Below are 15,817 nucleotides of genomic sequence, written 5' to 3' on the forward strand. Positions count from 1 at the left end.
TCACACGAGGTTCAGGGCGAGATATGGTGGACGTGCGGCGGGCGACTGCGGCCGAGGGGCGGCTGCGTGTCAATTTTGACGATCTTAAATCTTGGCATGACGGTCTTATCGACCGCGCAGGGGTAAGCGTCGGCAACGTTTCACGCAATTTTTCCAAGGCAGAAAACATCCTCAAGCGGGCAATCCCGATCTTGATTCTCGCCTTTCTCTCCGTGGTGGCTGCCTCGCATATCGTCGCGATGGTGATGGAGCACGGCCGCATGGAAACAGCGGCTCGTCATTCCACGGTTCTCTCCGCCTCTGTCGCATCCGCCGCTTTTGCCCATGACGTGACATTATTCGATGTCGGCGACAGGGATGCGGCCGAAGCGCGGCTTCGCACCTTCCTGCCGCAGGACAGGCTCGACAGCGGCGACTTCGTGCTGCTTGTGCAGGCAAGCGGCCGCGTCTTTGCCTCTTCCATCGACGGGGTCCGCTACGTCGGTCTGACGATCTCGGACTTCTTTCCTGAAGTCTCGACCATTCGCCGGTTCGGGGACGGCGGGGGCGTGATCGAAACCACCATCGGCGGCCTGCCCTACTACGCCTCGATCGCCCTTATCGGCGATAAGGGCGGGTTCATCGTGTCGGCCGTGTCCCTGGAACAGATCGGCCGCCTGTGGCGCGACGAGCTCACCCTGAACGTGACGCTATTTGCCGGGATTTCATCGATCCTGCTGGTCATCCTCTACGCCTATTACATGCAGGTCCGGCGAGCCCGGGATGCAGACGAGACATTTCTGGAATCCAACCTGCGCGTCGAGACTGCCTTGTCGCGCGGACGGTGTGGCCTTTGGGATTTCGATTTTGCCAACCGCGAATTCTTCTGGTCGCGCTCGATGTACGACATGCTCGGCCTGCCCGCCTCGGACAAGACGCTGTCTTTCGGCGACGCGGCCCGCCTGATGCATCCGAACGACAACAGCCTGTATGAGCTGGCACGCGCCGTCGCCAAGGGCAAGGCCAGCCAGATCGACCAGATCCTGCGTATTCGCCATGCCGGCGGTCACTATGTTTGGATGCGGGTCCGTGCCCAGGTTATCCGCACCAATTCCGGCCAGGAGCACATGATCGGCATCGCCATGGATGTCACCGAACAGCACCGGCTGGCGCAGCGCTACGCCGAAGCCGACCAGCGGCTGGCGGATGCTATCGAATGTACGTCGGAAGCCTTCGTACTCTGGGACAAAAACGACCGCCTGGTCATGTGCAACGCCCACTATCAGCAGGCCTACGGGCTTCCAGACAGCGTCCTGATGCCCGGTACCGAGCGTTCGGCCGTGGCTGCAGCCGCAGCCCGTCCCGTGATCGAGCGGCGGATAGCCGATGCGGACCGCTCTGGCTACTCGGTTACCACCGAAGTGCAACTTGCCGACGAGCGCTGGCTGCAGATCAACGAGCGCCGGACGCGCGATGGCGGCACCGTTTCCGTCGGCACGGACATCACGCTGCTGAAACGCCACCAGGAGCGCCTGCGCGAATCAGAGCGACGCAACAATGCGACCATCGACGACCTCTCCGCCTCGCGGCAAACTCTCGAGCGCCAGAAAGCGGAACTCTCGATTGCCAACACAAATTACCTGGCCGAAAAAGACCGCGCCGAGGCGGCCAACAAGGCCAAATCCGAATTCCTCGCCAACATGTCGCATGAGCTGCGCACACCGCTCAACGCCATTCTCGGTTTTTCGGAAATCCTGCAGAACCAGATGTTCGGTCCGCTCGGATCGGAAAAATACGACGAGTATGCGCGCGATATCCACGACAGCGGCAAGCATCTGCTCAACGTCATCAACGATATTCTCGACATGTCGAAGATCGAGGCCGGTCACGTCAAGCTGTCCTGCGAGACAATCGACCTGGTGCCGTTGATCGAGGAATGCCTGCGCTTTACCTCGGTGCCGGCTGCTTCGAAGAATATCCAGGTAGAGCAGCGCTTCTTGACAGGCAGAACGCTGACGGCCGACCGTCGAGCCATGAAGCAGATCCTGCTCAACCTGCTTTCCAATGCCGTCAAGTTCACCAACAATGGCGGGCGGATCGCCGTGCGCCTGCGCGATGTCAGCGAAGGTGTCATGCTGACGATCGCTGACACCGGTATCGGCATCCCGAAATCCGCACTCGGCAAGATCGGCCAGCCCTTCGAGCAGGTGCAGAACCAATACGCCAAGAGCAAAGGTGGCTCCGGTCTTGGACTTGCCATCTCCCGCTCACTGGCAACGCTGCATCAGGGCACCATGAACATCCGTTCTCGCGAAGGCGTCGGCACCGTCATCTCCGTCTATATTCCAGACCAGCCAACCTCGACGGGTGCCTTACCGCGCGAGGACCGCATGAAATATGCGGCGCGTCGCGTCGCCTAGGCGGCGGAGTTCAGCCTCCAGTGTCACCACATCCGGGCAATCGCCGGCGTGGGCCACGAGATCGATCAACCCTGCCGGCGCTTGTGCGGGATCGAAGACACCATCGATGCAAAGGCGGATCAGCTGCGACAGCTCGGTATAGAGCGCCAGCGCCTGCCGGCACGTGGCGAGATCCTGTTCGGGGATGAGACCGGGGCCGAAGCGCGCAAGCGCCTCTGCGGTAGTGAAGCCCCGGTCTTCCGCCGTAACGGCGAGCGGCGACACCAGCCGCGCATACTGGCTGAGGAACTCGATGTCGATCTGGCCGCCCGGCATGTGCTTGAGATCCCACACTCCGGCGGGCGGCTTCTCGTTATCGACGAGTGCCCGCATGTCCGCCACGTCAGTGGCGATCTTTGCTGTATGGGCAGGCGCGGCGAGAATGCCGGCGATGATCCGTTCGGCATGCGAGACCAGTGTCGGGTCGCCGCAAACCAGCCGGGCCCGGGTAAGCGCCATATGCTCCCAGGTCCAGGCTTCCTCGCGCTGATATTTCTCGAAAGCATTGATGCGGGTTGCAACCGGCCCCTTGTTGCCCGAGGGCCGCAGCCGCATGTCGACCTGATAGAGAATGCCCTCGGCCGTCGGCGCAGACAGGGCGGCGATCAGGCGCTGGGTGATGCGGGTGAAATAGCGGGTGGCGTCGAGCGGCTTCTGACCATCCGAGCTGGTTGCGCCATCGTCGTAGTCATAGAGCAAAATAATATCGACATCGGACCCGGCTGTGAGTTCGAAGCTGCCCAGCTTCCCCATGCCGACGACGGCGATGCGACCGCCGGGGAAATTGCCATGCGCCAGGCCTACTTCGCTCTGAACCGCATCCAGCGCCGACGCGATGACGAGATCGGCCAGATGGCTGAATGCCCGTCCCGCCATCTCCCCCGATATCGCACCGGTGAGCAGCCCGATGCCGATCAGGAAGCGCTGCTCTGCGGCAAAGATGCGGAGTCGGTCGAGCGTGTCTTCGTAGTGCCGGGCGGGCTGCAGGAAGCTTTCGAGGCGCGAGGAGAGGTTGTTACGCGTCGGCAGCTCGGTCATGATGCCCGGATCCAGCATGCCATCGAAGACATGTGGACGCGCGGCGATGATATCGGCCAGCCGTGGCGCCGCCGACATGATGGTAACGAGAAGGCCGAGCAGCACGGGATTGTTGCCGAGCAGGGAAAAGAGCTGGATGCCGGCCGGCAGTCCGGCGAGAAACTGATCGAAGCGCAGCAGCGCCTCGTCGGCCCGCGTACTTTCCCCGAAGGCGCGCAGCAATTGCGGCATCAGTTCCGTGAGACGCTCCCGCGCCTCGACCGATTGGGTCGCGCGATAGCGGCCGTAATGCCAGGTGCGGATGATGCGGGAGATATCGGCCGGCCGGTCGAAGCCGAGACGCTGCAGGGTCTGGAGTGTCTCGGGATCATCAGCCTGGCCGGTGAAGACGAGATTGCCGGCCTCGCCGGATAATCCCTTCTCGTACTCGAAAAGTTGGGAATAGCGCTTTTCGACTGTCTTCAGCACGGACACAAGCCGCTCCGAAAAGCGCGGCAGGTCCGCAAAGCCCATCATCAGCGCGATGCGCCTCAGTTCGGGGTCTGTCTCGGGCAGCAGGTGGGTCTGCTCGTCACGCACCATCTGGATGCGGTGCTCGACATCGCGGAGGAACCAGTAGCCCTCGCTCAGCTCGTCGCGCGTTTCGGCATCGATCCAGCCTGCCCTGGTCAGTTCGGCAAGCGTTGCCTCCGTTGCCCGGCTGCGCAGCGACGGCATGCGTCCGCCGGCAATCAACTGCTGGGTCTGGGCGAAGAATTCGATCTCGCGGATGCCGCCCCGCCCGAGCTTAACGTTGTGGCCCTTTACCGCGATCGCGCCGTGACCCTTGTGGACATGAATCTGCCGCTTGATCGAATGGATATCGGCGATGGCGGCAAAATCCAGATATTTGCGGAAGACGAAGGGCACGAGATCGCGGATGAAGGCTGCCCCCGCCTCGCGGTCGCCGGCTACCGGGCGGGCCTTGATGAAGGCGGCGCGCTCCCAGTTCTGCCCCCTGCCCTCGTAATAGATCATCGCCGCATCGACAGGCATGGCAAGGGCGGTGGCGCCGGGATCGGGTCTCAGGCGCAGGTCCGTGCGAAACACATATCCGTCGGCCGTGCGCTCCTGCAGGATGCGGACGAGGCGCCGCATCAGTCGCGGGAAAATTTCTATGGCGTCGTCCGGATCGGCAACGATGCCCGCCGCCTCGTCGAAGAAGATCACCAGATCGACGTCGGAGGAGTAGTTCAGCTCCTCTGCGCCGAGCTTGCCCATTCCGAGAACGATCAGGCCGGAGCCCTGGCTGGGCGCCGTGACGTTCACCAGCGTCAGCTTGCCGGCCTCGTGGGCCGACAGCAACAGGAAGTCGATTGCTGCGGAAATGGAGGCCTCGGCAAGTCTGCTCAGCAGGCGGGCCGACGTCTTTGCATCGAACAGCCGGCCTAGGTCGGCGAGCGCTATAAGAAATGCCGTCTTGCGCTTGATACGCCGCAGCCGGGCCATCAGCTCGGTTTCGGAAGCGACGACGCCGTCGACGGGCCGCCACGCCTCCCGGGCATCAGTAACCAACCGGTCGATCTGCGACAGCAAAGGCAGATCGATGGCGGATGCGAGCAGAGGCGGGTCGAGCTCGGCGGTATCGCGGAGGTAGGGTGAAAGCGTGAAAACCGCGACGATAAAATCCCGCAACGCCGTATCGCCGTCGAGCAACGCCGCTATTGTCGGCTCGGTCTTGCCAAGGGTCTTCAGTCTGGCCAGGGCAGATTTGGCTTCGGCCTGGCTCAACGGTCGCAGAAGGCCAGGAGCCACGGTATCCAGTCGATCTGTCGATGGGGTCACACAGCACTCCGGCCTGTTCAAGCGGTCGTGGTCAAACGCCCCGGCCAACAGGCGCGACGCTGATTGCCAGCCAATCTAGGACGAAGTGCACTCCCCGCCAATAGCGTTGATCGCGACGATTCGCGACAAGGGCATGGCAATGATTTTCTCTTACACACGTTCCAGAGGGCGGTGCGGCAAGGGTGGCAGGTCGGCCTCGATCTGGTCGCCGGGCTGCACGCTCCCACCAGCAAGCACGATAGTCATGACCCCGGCCTTGCGGACGATGTTGCCGTCCTCTCCGGTATAGACGACATTCTTCAAAAGCCCGGTCCGGAAGTTTTCGATCTGGGCGCAGGGATTGCGCAGGCCGGTCACCTGAAGTCGGACGTCGGCTCCGATCTTCAGAATCGTATCGGTCGGGAGTTCCAGAAGCGAGATACCTTCGGTCAGGATGTTTTCGCCCAGATCTCCTGGCTTCAGCTCGAACCCCTTGCCTGCCAGTTCATCAAGCAGTTCACACTCGATGAGGTGGACTTGACGGAGATTGGGCTGGTTCGGATCGACAGCCACCCGCGAACGATGCTGCACTGTGACGCCCGCATGGGCATCGCCCTCAACGCCCAAATTCTCTACGATCTCGATGCGATCGACCACAGCCTTGGAGAACTGGTGCACCTGATCACGGGCGACGGAAATGACTGACGCCATGGCGTGAGCTCCTCTTTGAAGTTGCTCACAGCGGTAATATGGGTCGATGTCCGATTTGTGAAGGCCGCCCTATCCCTTGCCGGCGTTCGCAAACACCATCGTCGCGGTCAGGCCGCGGGCCTCGCTGCTGTCGGGGTCGGTATCGGAAAGCTGCAGCTTGCCGCCATGCAGTTCCATCACGGCTTCGACCAGCGACAGACCAAGGCCGGTGCCCGGCTTCGAGCGGCTTTCGTCTAGCCGGAAGAAGCGTTTCACCACGTCTTCGCGTCTTTCCACCGGCACACCTGCACCACGGTCAGCGACACAGAGCGTGACGCCATCCGCACCACGGCTGAGCTTGAGAATGACCTCCGGCTGACCATTACCGCCAGGCGCGTATTTCAGGGCGTTGTCGATGAGGTTGAACAGCGCCTGACCGATCAGTTCGCGGTTGCCCTGGATTTCCACGCCGGGCTCAATCTCGGCCGTGAGGACGAGCCCGGCATCTTCGGCGACCGGCTCGTAGAGTTCGGCGGTGTCGGCGACAATGGCGGAGAGATCGACCGTGGTCATTTCGGCCGCAACCGCACCGGCCTCAACACGGGAGATCATCAGCAGGGCGTTGAAGGTGCGGATCAGCTGGTCTGATTCAGCGATGATGCCTTCGAGCGCGCCGCGCCGACGCTCCTCGTTGTCGATGTCGAGCGCGTCGACCGCCTTGTTGCGCAGACGGGTCAACGGCGTCTTCAGGTCGTGGGCGATATTATCGGAAACCTGGCGCAGGCCTTCGTTGAGCTTCTCGATGCGCTCCAACATGGTGTTCAGCGAATCCGACATCCGATCGAACTCATCGCCGGAACCGCCGACCGGCAGGCGTTGCGACAGGTCGCCGGCCATTATCTTGCGGCTTGCATCGGTCATCCGGTCGATGCGGCGGAGCGCATTGCGGCCGATGCCGAACCAGATCACCAGTGCCCCGACACCCATGATTGCCAGTGCCAGCATCAGCGCCTGGCGTACGAGCAGACGAAATCGCTCGGGCTCGCCGAGATCGCGGCCGATCAGGATGCGCAGGCCGTTGTCGAGCGTGAAGATGTTGGCGATGGCGAGGTGGCGACGCTCGGCGCCGGTATCGGCATATCGCTCGTAGGTGAAGGGTACTTCGGTCCAGCCCTGGTCGTCGAAGGTGCCGGGCTGGACGGAGGCGACGTTGCCGGCAAGTATGACGCCCGTAGGGCTCGCAATGACGTAGAGATTGGCTCCCGGCTGGCGGGCGCGGCGCTCCATCGTGCGCAGCAGGAGGTTGAGGCCGCCGCCCTCATAGGCGTGCTTGACCTGATTGACTTCCTGGCTGACGGCATCGCGGATCTGCCCCGTCATCAGCCGCTCGGACATGGATGTCACGTAGAACACCAGCGTCGCAGCGCAGAGCGCGAAAAGCAGGATGTAGAGGGCGGACAGGCGGACGGCGGTCGACTTGAAGAGGACGCGGAAGCGACTCATCCCTCGTCCTTGATCATGTACCCTGCCCCGCGAATGGTCTTCAGCAGCGGCATGTTGAAATCCCGCTCGATCTTGGCACGCAGGCGCGAGACGTGGACATCGATGACGTTGGTCTGGGGATCGAAGTGGTAATCCCAGACATTTTCCAGCAGCATGGTGCGGGTCACCACCTGCCCGGCATTTTTCATCAGGTATTCCAGCAGGCGGAATTCGCGCGGCTGCAGGACGATCTCCTTGCCGGCCCGGCGGACCTCGTGGGACAGGCGATCGAGTTCGAGATCGCCGACGCGGTACAGCACATCCTGATCCGGCGTGCCCTTGCGACGGCCCAGAACTTCGACACGGGCGAGCAATTCACTAAAGGCATAGGGTTTCGGCAGGTAGTCATCACCACCGGCGCGAAGCCCGGTGACGCGGTCGTCGACCTGGCCGAGCGCTGAAAGGATCAGCACAGGCGTGTGGATCGCCTTGCGGCGCAGTTCGGCAATGACCGAAAGCCCGTCGCGTCGCGGCAGCATCCGGTCGATGACCATGACGTCGTAGGTGTTTTCAGAGCCCATGAAGAGGCCGCTCTCGCCATCGCTGGCGTGATCGGCAAGTATACCGGCCTCGCGGAACGCCTTAGTCAGGTAAGCGGCGGCCTCGAGATCGTCTTCGATGATCAAAATCTTCATGTGCGTGACATTACCCGCCGGCGGCACTGCTGCACAACCGGAATCGGCGGCGTTGGATTTTGGCTGGCTACCGGTGGTCATGATTTCACCCATGGTTGCTTTGAAAACAAGGAAGCCGTGCAGGCGGGGGCTTGCACGGCTTCCTCCACGTTACTTGTCCGCGATCAGCCCTGGCTGAGCGGCAGAGCCACGAAGCGGCTGCCGTTGTCCGACTGGATCTGGAAAAGCGCGCGGGTGCGGCCGTCCTTCTTCGCCTGGGTAATGACCTTGGCGATATCCTGGGCGTTGGCGACCTCCTGGTTATTGACCGAGGTGATCTTCTCGCCTTCCTTCACGCCCTTGTCGGCAGCGTCGGAGTCCGGATTGACGCCGGTGATCGCGACACCCTTGCCATCGTCGGACGGACCGACGGTGAGGCCGAGATCGGTAAGCGCCTTTTCCGAGGCTGGCTGCTGCGGTTCTGCCTGCGGCGCATTGTTGCCGTCGGCCGATGCCTTCTGCTCGGCAGGCAAGGTTCCAAGATCGACGGTGACCGACTGCGACTTGCCGTTGCGCCAGATGGCGACCTCGACCTTCTTGCCCGGCGCCATGGCACCGATGCGGCGTGCAAGATCGCGTGGGTCCTTGATCGGCTCGCCGTTGACTGCGGTGACTACGTCGCCGTTCTTGATACCGGCCTTCTGGCCCGGCGAACCCTCCTGTGGCGACACGACAAGCGCCCCGGCCGCCTCGGAAAGTCCGAGCGATTCGGCAATGTCCTTGCTGACGGGCTGGATCTGTACGCCAAGCCAGCCACGCGAGACGGAGCCTGTCTTGATCAGGTCGGCGACGACGTCCTTGGCGGTCGTCGAAGGGATCGCGAAGGCGATGCCGACGCTGCCGCCGGACGGCGAGAAGATGGCCGTGTTGATGCCGACGACTTCGCCGCTGAGGTTGAAGGTCGGGCCACCGGAGTTGCCCTTGTTCACGGCCGCATCGACCTGGAGATAATCGTCGTAAGGGCCGGAGCCGATGTCGCGGCCACGGGCGGAAATGATACCGGCGGTGACAGTGCCGCCCAGACCGAAGGGATTGCCGACAGCGACGACCCAGTCGCCAACGCGGACCTTCTCGTCGTCGGCCCATTTGACGTAGGTGAACTTGCGCTTGTCGTCGACCTTGAGCACGGCGAGATCGGTACGCGGATCCTTGCCGATCAGCTTGGCATCGAGTTCGGTGCCATCGCTGAGCACGACGACGAAGGCGGCACCGTCGGAGACGACATGGTTGTTGGTGACGAGGTAACCGTCATCGGAGATGAAGAAGCCCGAGCCCTGGGCAACCGGACGGAGGCGACCCTTGTCGGCGTTCGGCTTCTGCTGCTCGCCCTGCATGCCCTTGCCGTTCGGCTGCTGGCCGAACTGCTTGAAGAACTTCTTCAGCGGATGATCGTCCGGGAGGTCGTCAAAGCCGCGACCGAGGCCGAAGCTGTCGTCCTCATCGGCAGCAGCGGGGTTGACGCGGGACTCGACACGCACCGACACGACGGCGGGAGACACGGCATCGACGACATTGGCGAAGCTTGGAACCTGCGGCGCCTGGACAACCACGGCGTCTGCATAGGAATTGGAAATCACGGCTGGGACGCCGGTCGCCAGGGCAGCAACAGCGATGCCGGCGACAGCGGAAGCCTTCAAGGCAGTGCTGCGCGTCAGGCGGCCTTTGATGGTCTCGAACATGTGCGTTACCTTCTCTTTCGTCTGGACTGGCGCCGTGGGGTCAGCGGCGATCAGTTGATGGAAAGGATATAGGATCTTGCACGTTACGGTGAACTGTCCGGCCCATGAAATGTTGGTAATGTTGCAGAATGTTTCCGGCAGGGTGAAAAAACCTTAAGCCGATGTTCCCGTCTTTTCGGTTCCGGGCTGCGCATCGAGACCATGCTCGCCGAGCAGTCGATCCAGCCTCGCCTGCTCTTCGGGGGTGAGATGCGTACCGGTCGGTTTTCCGCGCCGCCGGCTAGCGAATACGGCCATCGCTATACCACCGATGACAAGCAGCGCGAGCGGCGCACCCCACAGCACATAGGTCTTTTCACTGAGCCGAGGCTTCAGCAGCACGAACTCGCCGTAGCGGGAAACGATGTAATCCAGCACTTGCCGGTCGCTGTCGCCATCCATCAGCCGCTTGCGCACCAGCAGGCGAAGGTCGCGGGCAAGATCCGCGTTGGAATCGTCGATCGACTGGTTCTGGCAGACCATGCAGCGCAGTTCGGTCGAGATCGCCCGCGCCCGCGCCTCCAGCGCCGGATCGGTCAATACCTCGTCCGGATTGACGGCAAAGGCCGCCACGGGGAACAGCATGAGGACCAGGAGTATCGCGATTGCGGCGAGAGCCCCCCTCTGGCCCTTCGGAACATCTCCCCCACAAGGGGGGAGATTAGCCGAGACGTTAGAGCCAAATAGGGAAAAGAATGATCTCCCCCCCTGTGGGGGAGATGTCGGCGCAGCCGACAGAGGGGGGTATAGCCCCCACACTCTCATTCCGCCGGCTCCATCGCCACGCGCACAGGCTTGGCCCGGCGGCTGGGGGCGCCGATGCGCAGGCGGCGGTCGCTAAGCGAGACCATGCCACCGAGCGCCATGACGATGGCGCCGCCCCAGATGCAAACGATCAGCGGTTTCCACCAGATGCGCACTACAATGCTGCCATTGGGGCCGGCGTCGCCGAGCGAGACATAGAGCTGGCTGAGGCCGAAGGTCAGGATACCAGCCTCGGTGGTGGCGCTCTTGCGGGCGGTGAAGATGCGTTTGGCCGACGAGACGGTGGCGACCGCAACGCCGCCGCGACTGACGGTGAAGGTGCCGCGATCCTCGGTAAAGTTGGGACCGATGCCGGGCTTCATGCCGTCGAAATGCAGGCTGTAGCCGCCGAGTTCAGTGCTTGAGCCGGGCTTCATGTCGAGGATGTTTTCAGTCTGGAAGGTGCTGACGGCGACGATGCCGAGAACGGTGACGCCAAGTCCGGCATGGGCGAGCGCAGAGCCAAAGGCCGATCGCGGCAAGCCGGCAAAGCGCCGCCACGCGACATCGGCTGCAACCTTTCCTATGCCGGCCCGGAACCAGAGGTCCGTGGCGGCGCCGAAAATCAGGAACAGGCCGGCGGCAAGGCCGAGAACGGCCATCACCGGCCCGCCATGCTGCACATAAAAGAGCACCAGCGCCGCGACGAAGGCAAGGCCCGCCGCCGTATAGAGCCGCTGGAAGGCGCCCAGCAAGTCGCCGCGCTTCCAGGCGAGCAGCGGTCCGAAGGGGACGGCCAGCAGCAGCGGGATCATCAATAGGCCGAAGGTCAGGTTGAAGAAGGGAGGGCCGACGGAGATCTTGTCGTCGGTCAGCGTTTCCAGCGCCAGCGGATATAGCGTGCCGGTGAGCACCGTTCCGCAAGATACTGTGAGGATCAGGTTGTTCAGCACCAGCGCCCCTTCACGCGAGATCGGCGCGAACAGCCCGCCGGACGTCAGGCGCGGCGCGCGGAAGGCGAAAAGCGACAGCGCCCCGCCGATGAAGATCAGCAGGATGCAGAGAATGAACACGCCGCGCGTCGGGTCGCTGGCAAAGGCGTGCACGGAGGTGAGAACCCCTGAGCGCACGAGGAACGTGCCGAGCAGCGACAGGGAGAAGGTCAGGATCGCCAGCAGCACCGTCCAGATCTTCAGCGCATCGCGCTTTTCCATGACCAGCGCCGAATGCAGCAGCGCGGTTCCGGCAAGCCACGGCATGAACGAGGCGTTCTCGACCGGATCCCAGAACCACCAGCCACCCCAGCCGAGCTCGTAGTAGGCCCAGTAGGACCCCATGGCGATGCCTGCCGTCAGGCAGGTCCAGGCCGCCAGCGTCCACGGCCGCACCCAGCGCGCCCAGGCCGCGTCTATGCGGCCCTCGATCAGCGCGGCGACGGCAAATGAAAAACAGACGGAGAAGCCGACATAGCCGAGATAAAGCAGCGGCGGATGGATGGCGAGGCCGATGTCCTGCAGCACCGGGTTGAGATCCTTGCCCTCCGCTGGCGCCGGGTCGAGGCGGGTAAAGGGATTGGAGGTCAAAAGGATGAAGAACAGGAAGGCCACCGAAATCCACGCCTGAACGGACAATACGTTGGCTCGCAGCGTGTCCGGCAAATTGCGGCCGAACAGGGCGACGAGCGCGCTGAACAGGGCGAGGATCAGCAGCCAGAGCATCATCGATCCCTCGTGATTGCCCCAGACACCGGACACCTTGAAGACCATCGGCACCAGCGAATGGGAATTTTCCCAGACATTGGCGACCGAAAAGTCGGAGACGACATGGGCGTAGGTCAGCACGCTGAACGAAAACGCCACCAGCGCGAACAGCAGGATCGAGCCCGGCCGTGCCACGTCCATCATTGCCTGATCGAGCCTGCGCGCACCGACCATCGGCAGTGTCGCGACAATGATGGCGGTGGCCAAGGCCAGAACCAGTGCGTAATGCCCGAGCTCGATGATCATTTGCTGGCTTCCTCGCCTTTCCAGACGCCGTCCTTCTTCAGGCGGTCGGCAACCTGCTTGGGCATGTAGCGCTCGTCATGCTTGGCGAGCACCGTGTCGGCAACGAAAACATCGTCGCCCGGCTCGAAACGCCCCTCCGTGACGACGCCCTGCCCCTCGCGGAACAGATCGGGCAGGATGCCGGTGTAGCGGACCTTGATGGCGTCGCTGCCATCGGTGACGGCAAACTGCACCGTCGTCCCCTCGCCGCGCACCACCGACCCCTCGCCGACCAGGCCGCCGAGCCGGATCAACGTGCCGGGCCCGACCGGCTTCTTGGCGAGGTCGCCGGGCATGTAGAAATAGGCGACTGACTGGCTGAAGGCGAACATCACCAGCAGCACGGCCGCGATGATGAAGCTCATGCCGCCACCGATGACGGCCAGGCGTTTCTGCTTGCGGGTCATGGCGTGGCACCTTCAGGAGGAAGACCCAGCTGGCTTGCGAGGGCCACGAGTTGCTGGCCCTTCTCGCCGCTGGCCGGGAAAGCCACCAGTCCGCGTTTCAGCGCATCGGCCGCCCGCTCCCTGTCGTTCAGCACGGCATAGGATCGTATCAGCCGCATCCATCCTTCGAAATTGTCCGGGTTCTGCCGGAGCTTCGCATCGAGCGTGTCGACCATACCCCTGATCATCTGTTGGCGGTCGCCGGCGTCCATGGTCTGGGCAGCAGCAACTTGCGCGGCATCGGGGCCGCCGGGCGCCTTCGGATCGGCACTCTTCGCGTCCGCAGTCTTCGGGGCTGAAGGCGTGCCGCCGTTCTTGGCGATATGCTCGTTGACAACAGGCATCCAGGGCGCATCCGCCGGAGATTGGCTGGCGAGGGCGGTGAAGGCATTTCTCGCCTCTTCCGCCTTGCCTTCCTGCTCGAAAGCCAGCGCCAGGTAAAACTGGGCGCGCGGGTTGTCGGGCTGAAGCTGTATCGATTGCTGCAGCACTTCGCGGGCTTGTGCAGTGACCATGCCGTCGGAGGCCGCCATCAGTGTGTCGGCAAGGTTGCCAAGCCGATCGGGTGTCGGCCCCAGCAGCCTGATCGCGTTGCGATAGGCAACCTCGGCATCGAGCAGGCGCATCGTCCTGAAATAGATCGGCGCCAGAACATCCCAGCCTTTTCCGTCATCCGGGTGTTCTGCCAGATGGCGCTCGGCCTTGGCGACCAGAACGGCCATGTCGTTGCCGGGATTGTCGAGCCTCGCCTGGAGCGGCTGCGACGGCAGACCGGGGTCGCCGGTCCGCAAGTAAAGACAGAGCCCGAGGGCAGGCAGAAGAACGATGATGAAAGCCTGCGCCAGCCGGTAGGACTTGCGTGCGGTCTGTGCCGGCCGCGTCCTCTCTGGAGCAGCCGAGACTGCGAGCAGGCGGCGGCCGATTTCCGCCCGGGCGTAACCTGCCTGCTCGGCGGTAATCGCCCCTCCTGCGAGATCGCGGTCGAGTTCTGCAAGCTGGTCCCGGTATACGGCAGCTTCGCCCTCGCGGCCAAGCGCTACCGCCTGCGCGCCGCGCAACAACGGCCTGAGCAAAACAGCGCCGACACTGGCCGTCAGTACGGCGACGATGATCCAGAACAACATGGATTTCCAATACTTGAACGGCCAAGACATTCCAATCACCAAAGCGATAATCGCAGAGATTTGAGGCGATTGGTCGCAAGCATCCTAGAGGCGCAGTGAGGCGCAATCATGCCGGGATTTTGTAGTCGCTTGCGAGGCCGTATCATCGCCGCTAAGTCTTGTGCATCATTCGACGCGACGGGAGCTACCGATGGCTGTCATCCCACCGAAGCTGACGGTTGGCGACAGGGTCCGGCTCGTTTCGCCAGCTAGCCCTCCCGAGCGAGAAAGCGTGCTTGCCCAAACCGCAATCCTCGAGCGCTGGGGGCTGCAGGTCGAGTTCGGCGACCACATCTTCGATAAAAAAGGATATCTTGCCGGCGAAGACGACGACCGGCTGGCTGATGTCAACGCAGCATTCATGGATCCGGGGATTCGCGCCATTTTCGCGACGCGGGGTGGCAAGGGCTCCTACCGCATCGCCGACCGGCTCGACTTCGACGCCGTCCGCAGGGATCCGAAATTCATGGTCGGCTTCAGCGACATCACCGCGCTGCATCTCAGCCTTTATCGCCACTGCGGCCTGGTCGGGCTTCACGGTGCCGTCATGCGAAATGCCGATGGAGCCTTCGATGCGGAAAATTGCGAGGCTATGCACGAGGCGCTGATGCTGCCGGGTCATGCCTCCATCTTCTCGCGACCGGCCGAGTTGACTGCGGCGCTCACCACATCCGGCCATGTCAGGGGTCCCCTCATCGGCGGCAATCTCGATATGGTGGCAACGACTGCGGGCTGGGCACTGCCACCGCTGGCTGGCGCCATCCTGTTGCTAGAGGCAGTCAACATGACGCGTGGGCAACTGGACCGCCAACTCACAATGCTCCGCAAGGCGGGACACCTTCAGGGCGTGGCCGGAATAGCGCTTGGCCAGTTCACCGGGTTCGAGACGCCGCGTGTAATGTCAGCCATCGATATTCTAAGGGAGCATCTCGAAACGCTCGGCGTTCCGGTTCTCGGCGGACTGCCGCTCGGGCACGGCATGTCGCCGCTCGTGGTTCCGATCGGCCGCGACGCTGTGCTGGATACGGAGAGCCTGACGCTCTCGTTTCCGGACTAGACCGAAAATCTACTCCAGCGGTGTCCAGGTGCCGTTGTCGTTGCGGCAGGCGGAGCCTCGTGCGACGGTCTGTTTGCCGTCGACAGTGACGGTATGGGTGTACTGGCGGCAATTCTGCGAACCGACTTGATAGGGTGCAGCGGCGACCACCTGGCCGCTCATCGTACGGCCGCTCCAGACCACCGGCTGGCCGCCCGGAGCTGCCTCCAGCGCGCGATACTCCGCTTCCAGCGCGCGCTGCTTGTCGCTGTCGCTCATCGTCAGCCCGGTATTGCCGATTATACCACCGTCGAGCGCAGTAATGAAGGTCGCCGAGGAGTTGCTCTTGATCGGCGACAGGCGCGCCAGAGCGCCTTTTCCTGCTGTAGTACTGCAGCCGGATAGGGACAGGGCGGCCAGGAGGGCGGCAGCGGTCAAAGAGGAAATGCCAAGCTTCATGCAACCGAACCAGAATTAACT

11 protein-coding genes and 1 pseudogene are annotated in these 15,817 nt (G+C 63.0%); 2 read left to right on the forward strand and 10 right to left on the reverse strand.

The genetic code is table 11. The features are described from left to right. Window positions 1-23 precede the first annotated feature (23 nt). Window positions 24-2,330, forward strand: a pseudogene (locus J5278_RS13705) (PAS domain-containing sensor histidine kinase); the annotation flags it as partial. 21 nt (window positions 2,331-2,351) lie between these two features. Here J5278_RS13705 and J5278_RS13710 read toward each other — a convergent pair. The 9 genes from J5278_RS13710 to ccmI form a co-directional block, all read right to left on the reverse strand. Next, entirely contained in the window at window positions 2,352-5,300 is a 2,949-nt protein-coding gene (locus J5278_RS13710) for a bifunctional [glutamine synthetase] adenylyltransferase/[glutamine synthetase]-adenylyl-L-tyrosine phosphorylase (protein ID WP_209187370.1), read from the reverse strand. 150 nt (window positions 5,301-5,450) lie between these two features. Then, window positions 5,451-5,990 (reverse strand): MOSC domain-containing protein, encoded by a 540-nt coding sequence (locus tag J5278_RS13715; RefSeq protein ID WP_209183267.1) that lies wholly within the window; start codon window positions 5,988-5,990, stop codon window positions 5,451-5,453. A gap of 69 nt (window positions 5,991-6,059) precedes the next feature. Further along, window positions 6,060-7,472: a HAMP domain-containing sensor histidine kinase gene (locus tag J5278_RS13720; protein ID WP_209183266.1), complete on the reverse strand. Its 1,413-nt coding sequence runs from the start codon at window positions 7,470-7,472 to the stop codon at window positions 6,060-6,062. Then, entirely contained in the window at window positions 7,469-8,146 is a 678-nt protein-coding gene (locus J5278_RS13725; RefSeq protein ID WP_111220777.1) for a response regulator transcription factor, read from the reverse strand. Before J5278_RS13725 ends, J5278_RS13720 begins: the two co-directional genes overlap by 4 nt. Window positions 8,147-8,310: 164 nt before the next feature. Next, entirely contained in the window at window positions 8,311-9,864 is a 1,554-nt protein-coding gene (locus tag J5278_RS13730; protein WP_209183265.1) for a Do family serine endopeptidase, read from the reverse strand. Between the two features lie 153 nt (window positions 9,865-10,017). Continuing rightward, a complete protein-coding gene (locus tag J5278_RS13735; RefSeq protein WP_209183264.1) occupies window positions 10,018-10,488 on the reverse strand; it encodes a cytochrome c-type biogenesis protein in 471 nt (156 codons plus the stop codon). Window positions 10,489-10,664: 176 nt separating this feature from the next. Continuing rightward, a complete protein-coding gene (locus J5278_RS13740; RefSeq protein WP_209183263.1) occupies window positions 10,665-12,653 on the reverse strand; it encodes a heme lyase CcmF/NrfE family subunit in 1,989 nt (662 codons plus the stop codon). Then, window positions 12,650-13,099 (reverse strand): cytochrome c maturation protein CcmE, encoded by a 450-nt coding sequence (gene ccmE / locus J5278_RS13745; protein WP_111220349.1) that lies wholly within the window; start codon window positions 13,097-13,099, stop codon window positions 12,650-12,652. The genes J5278_RS13740 and ccmE overlap by 4 nt, the downstream gene beginning before the upstream one ends. Further along, complete coding sequence (ccmI, locus tag J5278_RS13750; RefSeq protein ID WP_209183262.1) at window positions 13,096-14,262, reverse strand: c-type cytochrome biogenesis protein CcmI; 1,167 nt, start codon at window positions 14,260-14,262, stop codon at window positions 13,096-13,098. The genes ccmE and ccmI overlap by 4 nt, the downstream gene beginning before the upstream one ends. A 190-nt stretch (window positions 14,263-14,452) precedes the next feature. Between ccmI and J5278_RS13755 the strand changes: the two genes are divergently transcribed. After that, complete coding sequence (locus J5278_RS13755) at window positions 14,453-15,358, forward strand: LD-carboxypeptidase (protein WP_209183261.1); 906 nt, start codon at window positions 14,453-14,455, stop codon at window positions 15,356-15,358. Between the two features lie 9 nt (window positions 15,359-15,367). Here the strand turns inward: J5278_RS13755 and J5278_RS13760 are convergent, their stop codons facing one another. Beyond that, entirely contained in the window at window positions 15,368-15,796 is a 429-nt protein-coding gene (locus tag J5278_RS13760; protein ID WP_142829856.1) for a hypothetical protein, read from the reverse strand. Window positions 15,797-15,817 lie beyond the last annotated feature (21 nt).

The organism is Rhizobium sp. B21/90 (genome assembly GCF_019355815.1).
Taxonomy (GTDB): Bacteria; Pseudomonadota; Alphaproteobacteria; order Rhizobiales; family Rhizobiaceae; genus Rhizobium; species Rhizobium rhododendri.

Bases quoted from the DNA above. Each gene is read 5' to 3' on its own strand.
- J5278_RS13715 (WP_209183267.1), bottom strand. From the start codon at position 5,990: ATGGCGTCAGTCATTTCCGTCGCCCGTGATCAGGTGCACCAGTTCTCC.
- J5278_RS13720 (WP_209183266.1), bottom strand. From the start codon at position 7,472: ATGAGTCGCTTCCGCGTCCTCTTCAAGTCGACCGCCGTCCGCCTGTCC.
- J5278_RS13725 (WP_111220777.1), bottom strand. From the start codon at position 8,146: ATGAAGATTTTGATCATCGAAGACGATCTCGAGGCCGCCGCTTACCTG.
- J5278_RS13730 (WP_209183265.1), bottom strand. From the start codon at position 9,864: ATGTTCGAGACCATCAAAGGCCGCCTGACGCGCAGCACTGCCTTGAAG.
- J5278_RS13735 (WP_209183264.1), bottom strand. From the start codon at position 10,488: ATGCTGTTCCCCGTGGCGGCCTTTGCCGTCAATCCGGACGAGGTATTG.
- J5278_RS13740 (WP_209183263.1), bottom strand. From the start codon at position 12,653: ATGATCATCGAGCTCGGGCATTACGCACTGGTTCTGGCCTTGGCCACC.
- ccmE (WP_111220349.1), bottom strand. From the start codon at position 13,099: ATGACCCGCAAGCAGAAACGCCTGGCCGTCATCGGTGGCGGCATGAGC.
- ccmI (WP_209183262.1), bottom strand. From the start codon at position 14,262: ATGTTGTTCTGGATCATCGTCGCCGTACTGACGGCCAGTGTCGGCGCT.
- J5278_RS13755 (WP_209183261.1), top strand. From the start codon at position 14,453: ATGGCTGTCATCCCACCGAAGCTGACGGTTGGCGACAGGGTCCGGCTC.
- J5278_RS13760 (WP_142829856.1), bottom strand. From the start codon at position 15,796: ATGAAGCTTGGCATTTCCTCTTTGACCGCTGCCGCCCTCCTGGCCGCC.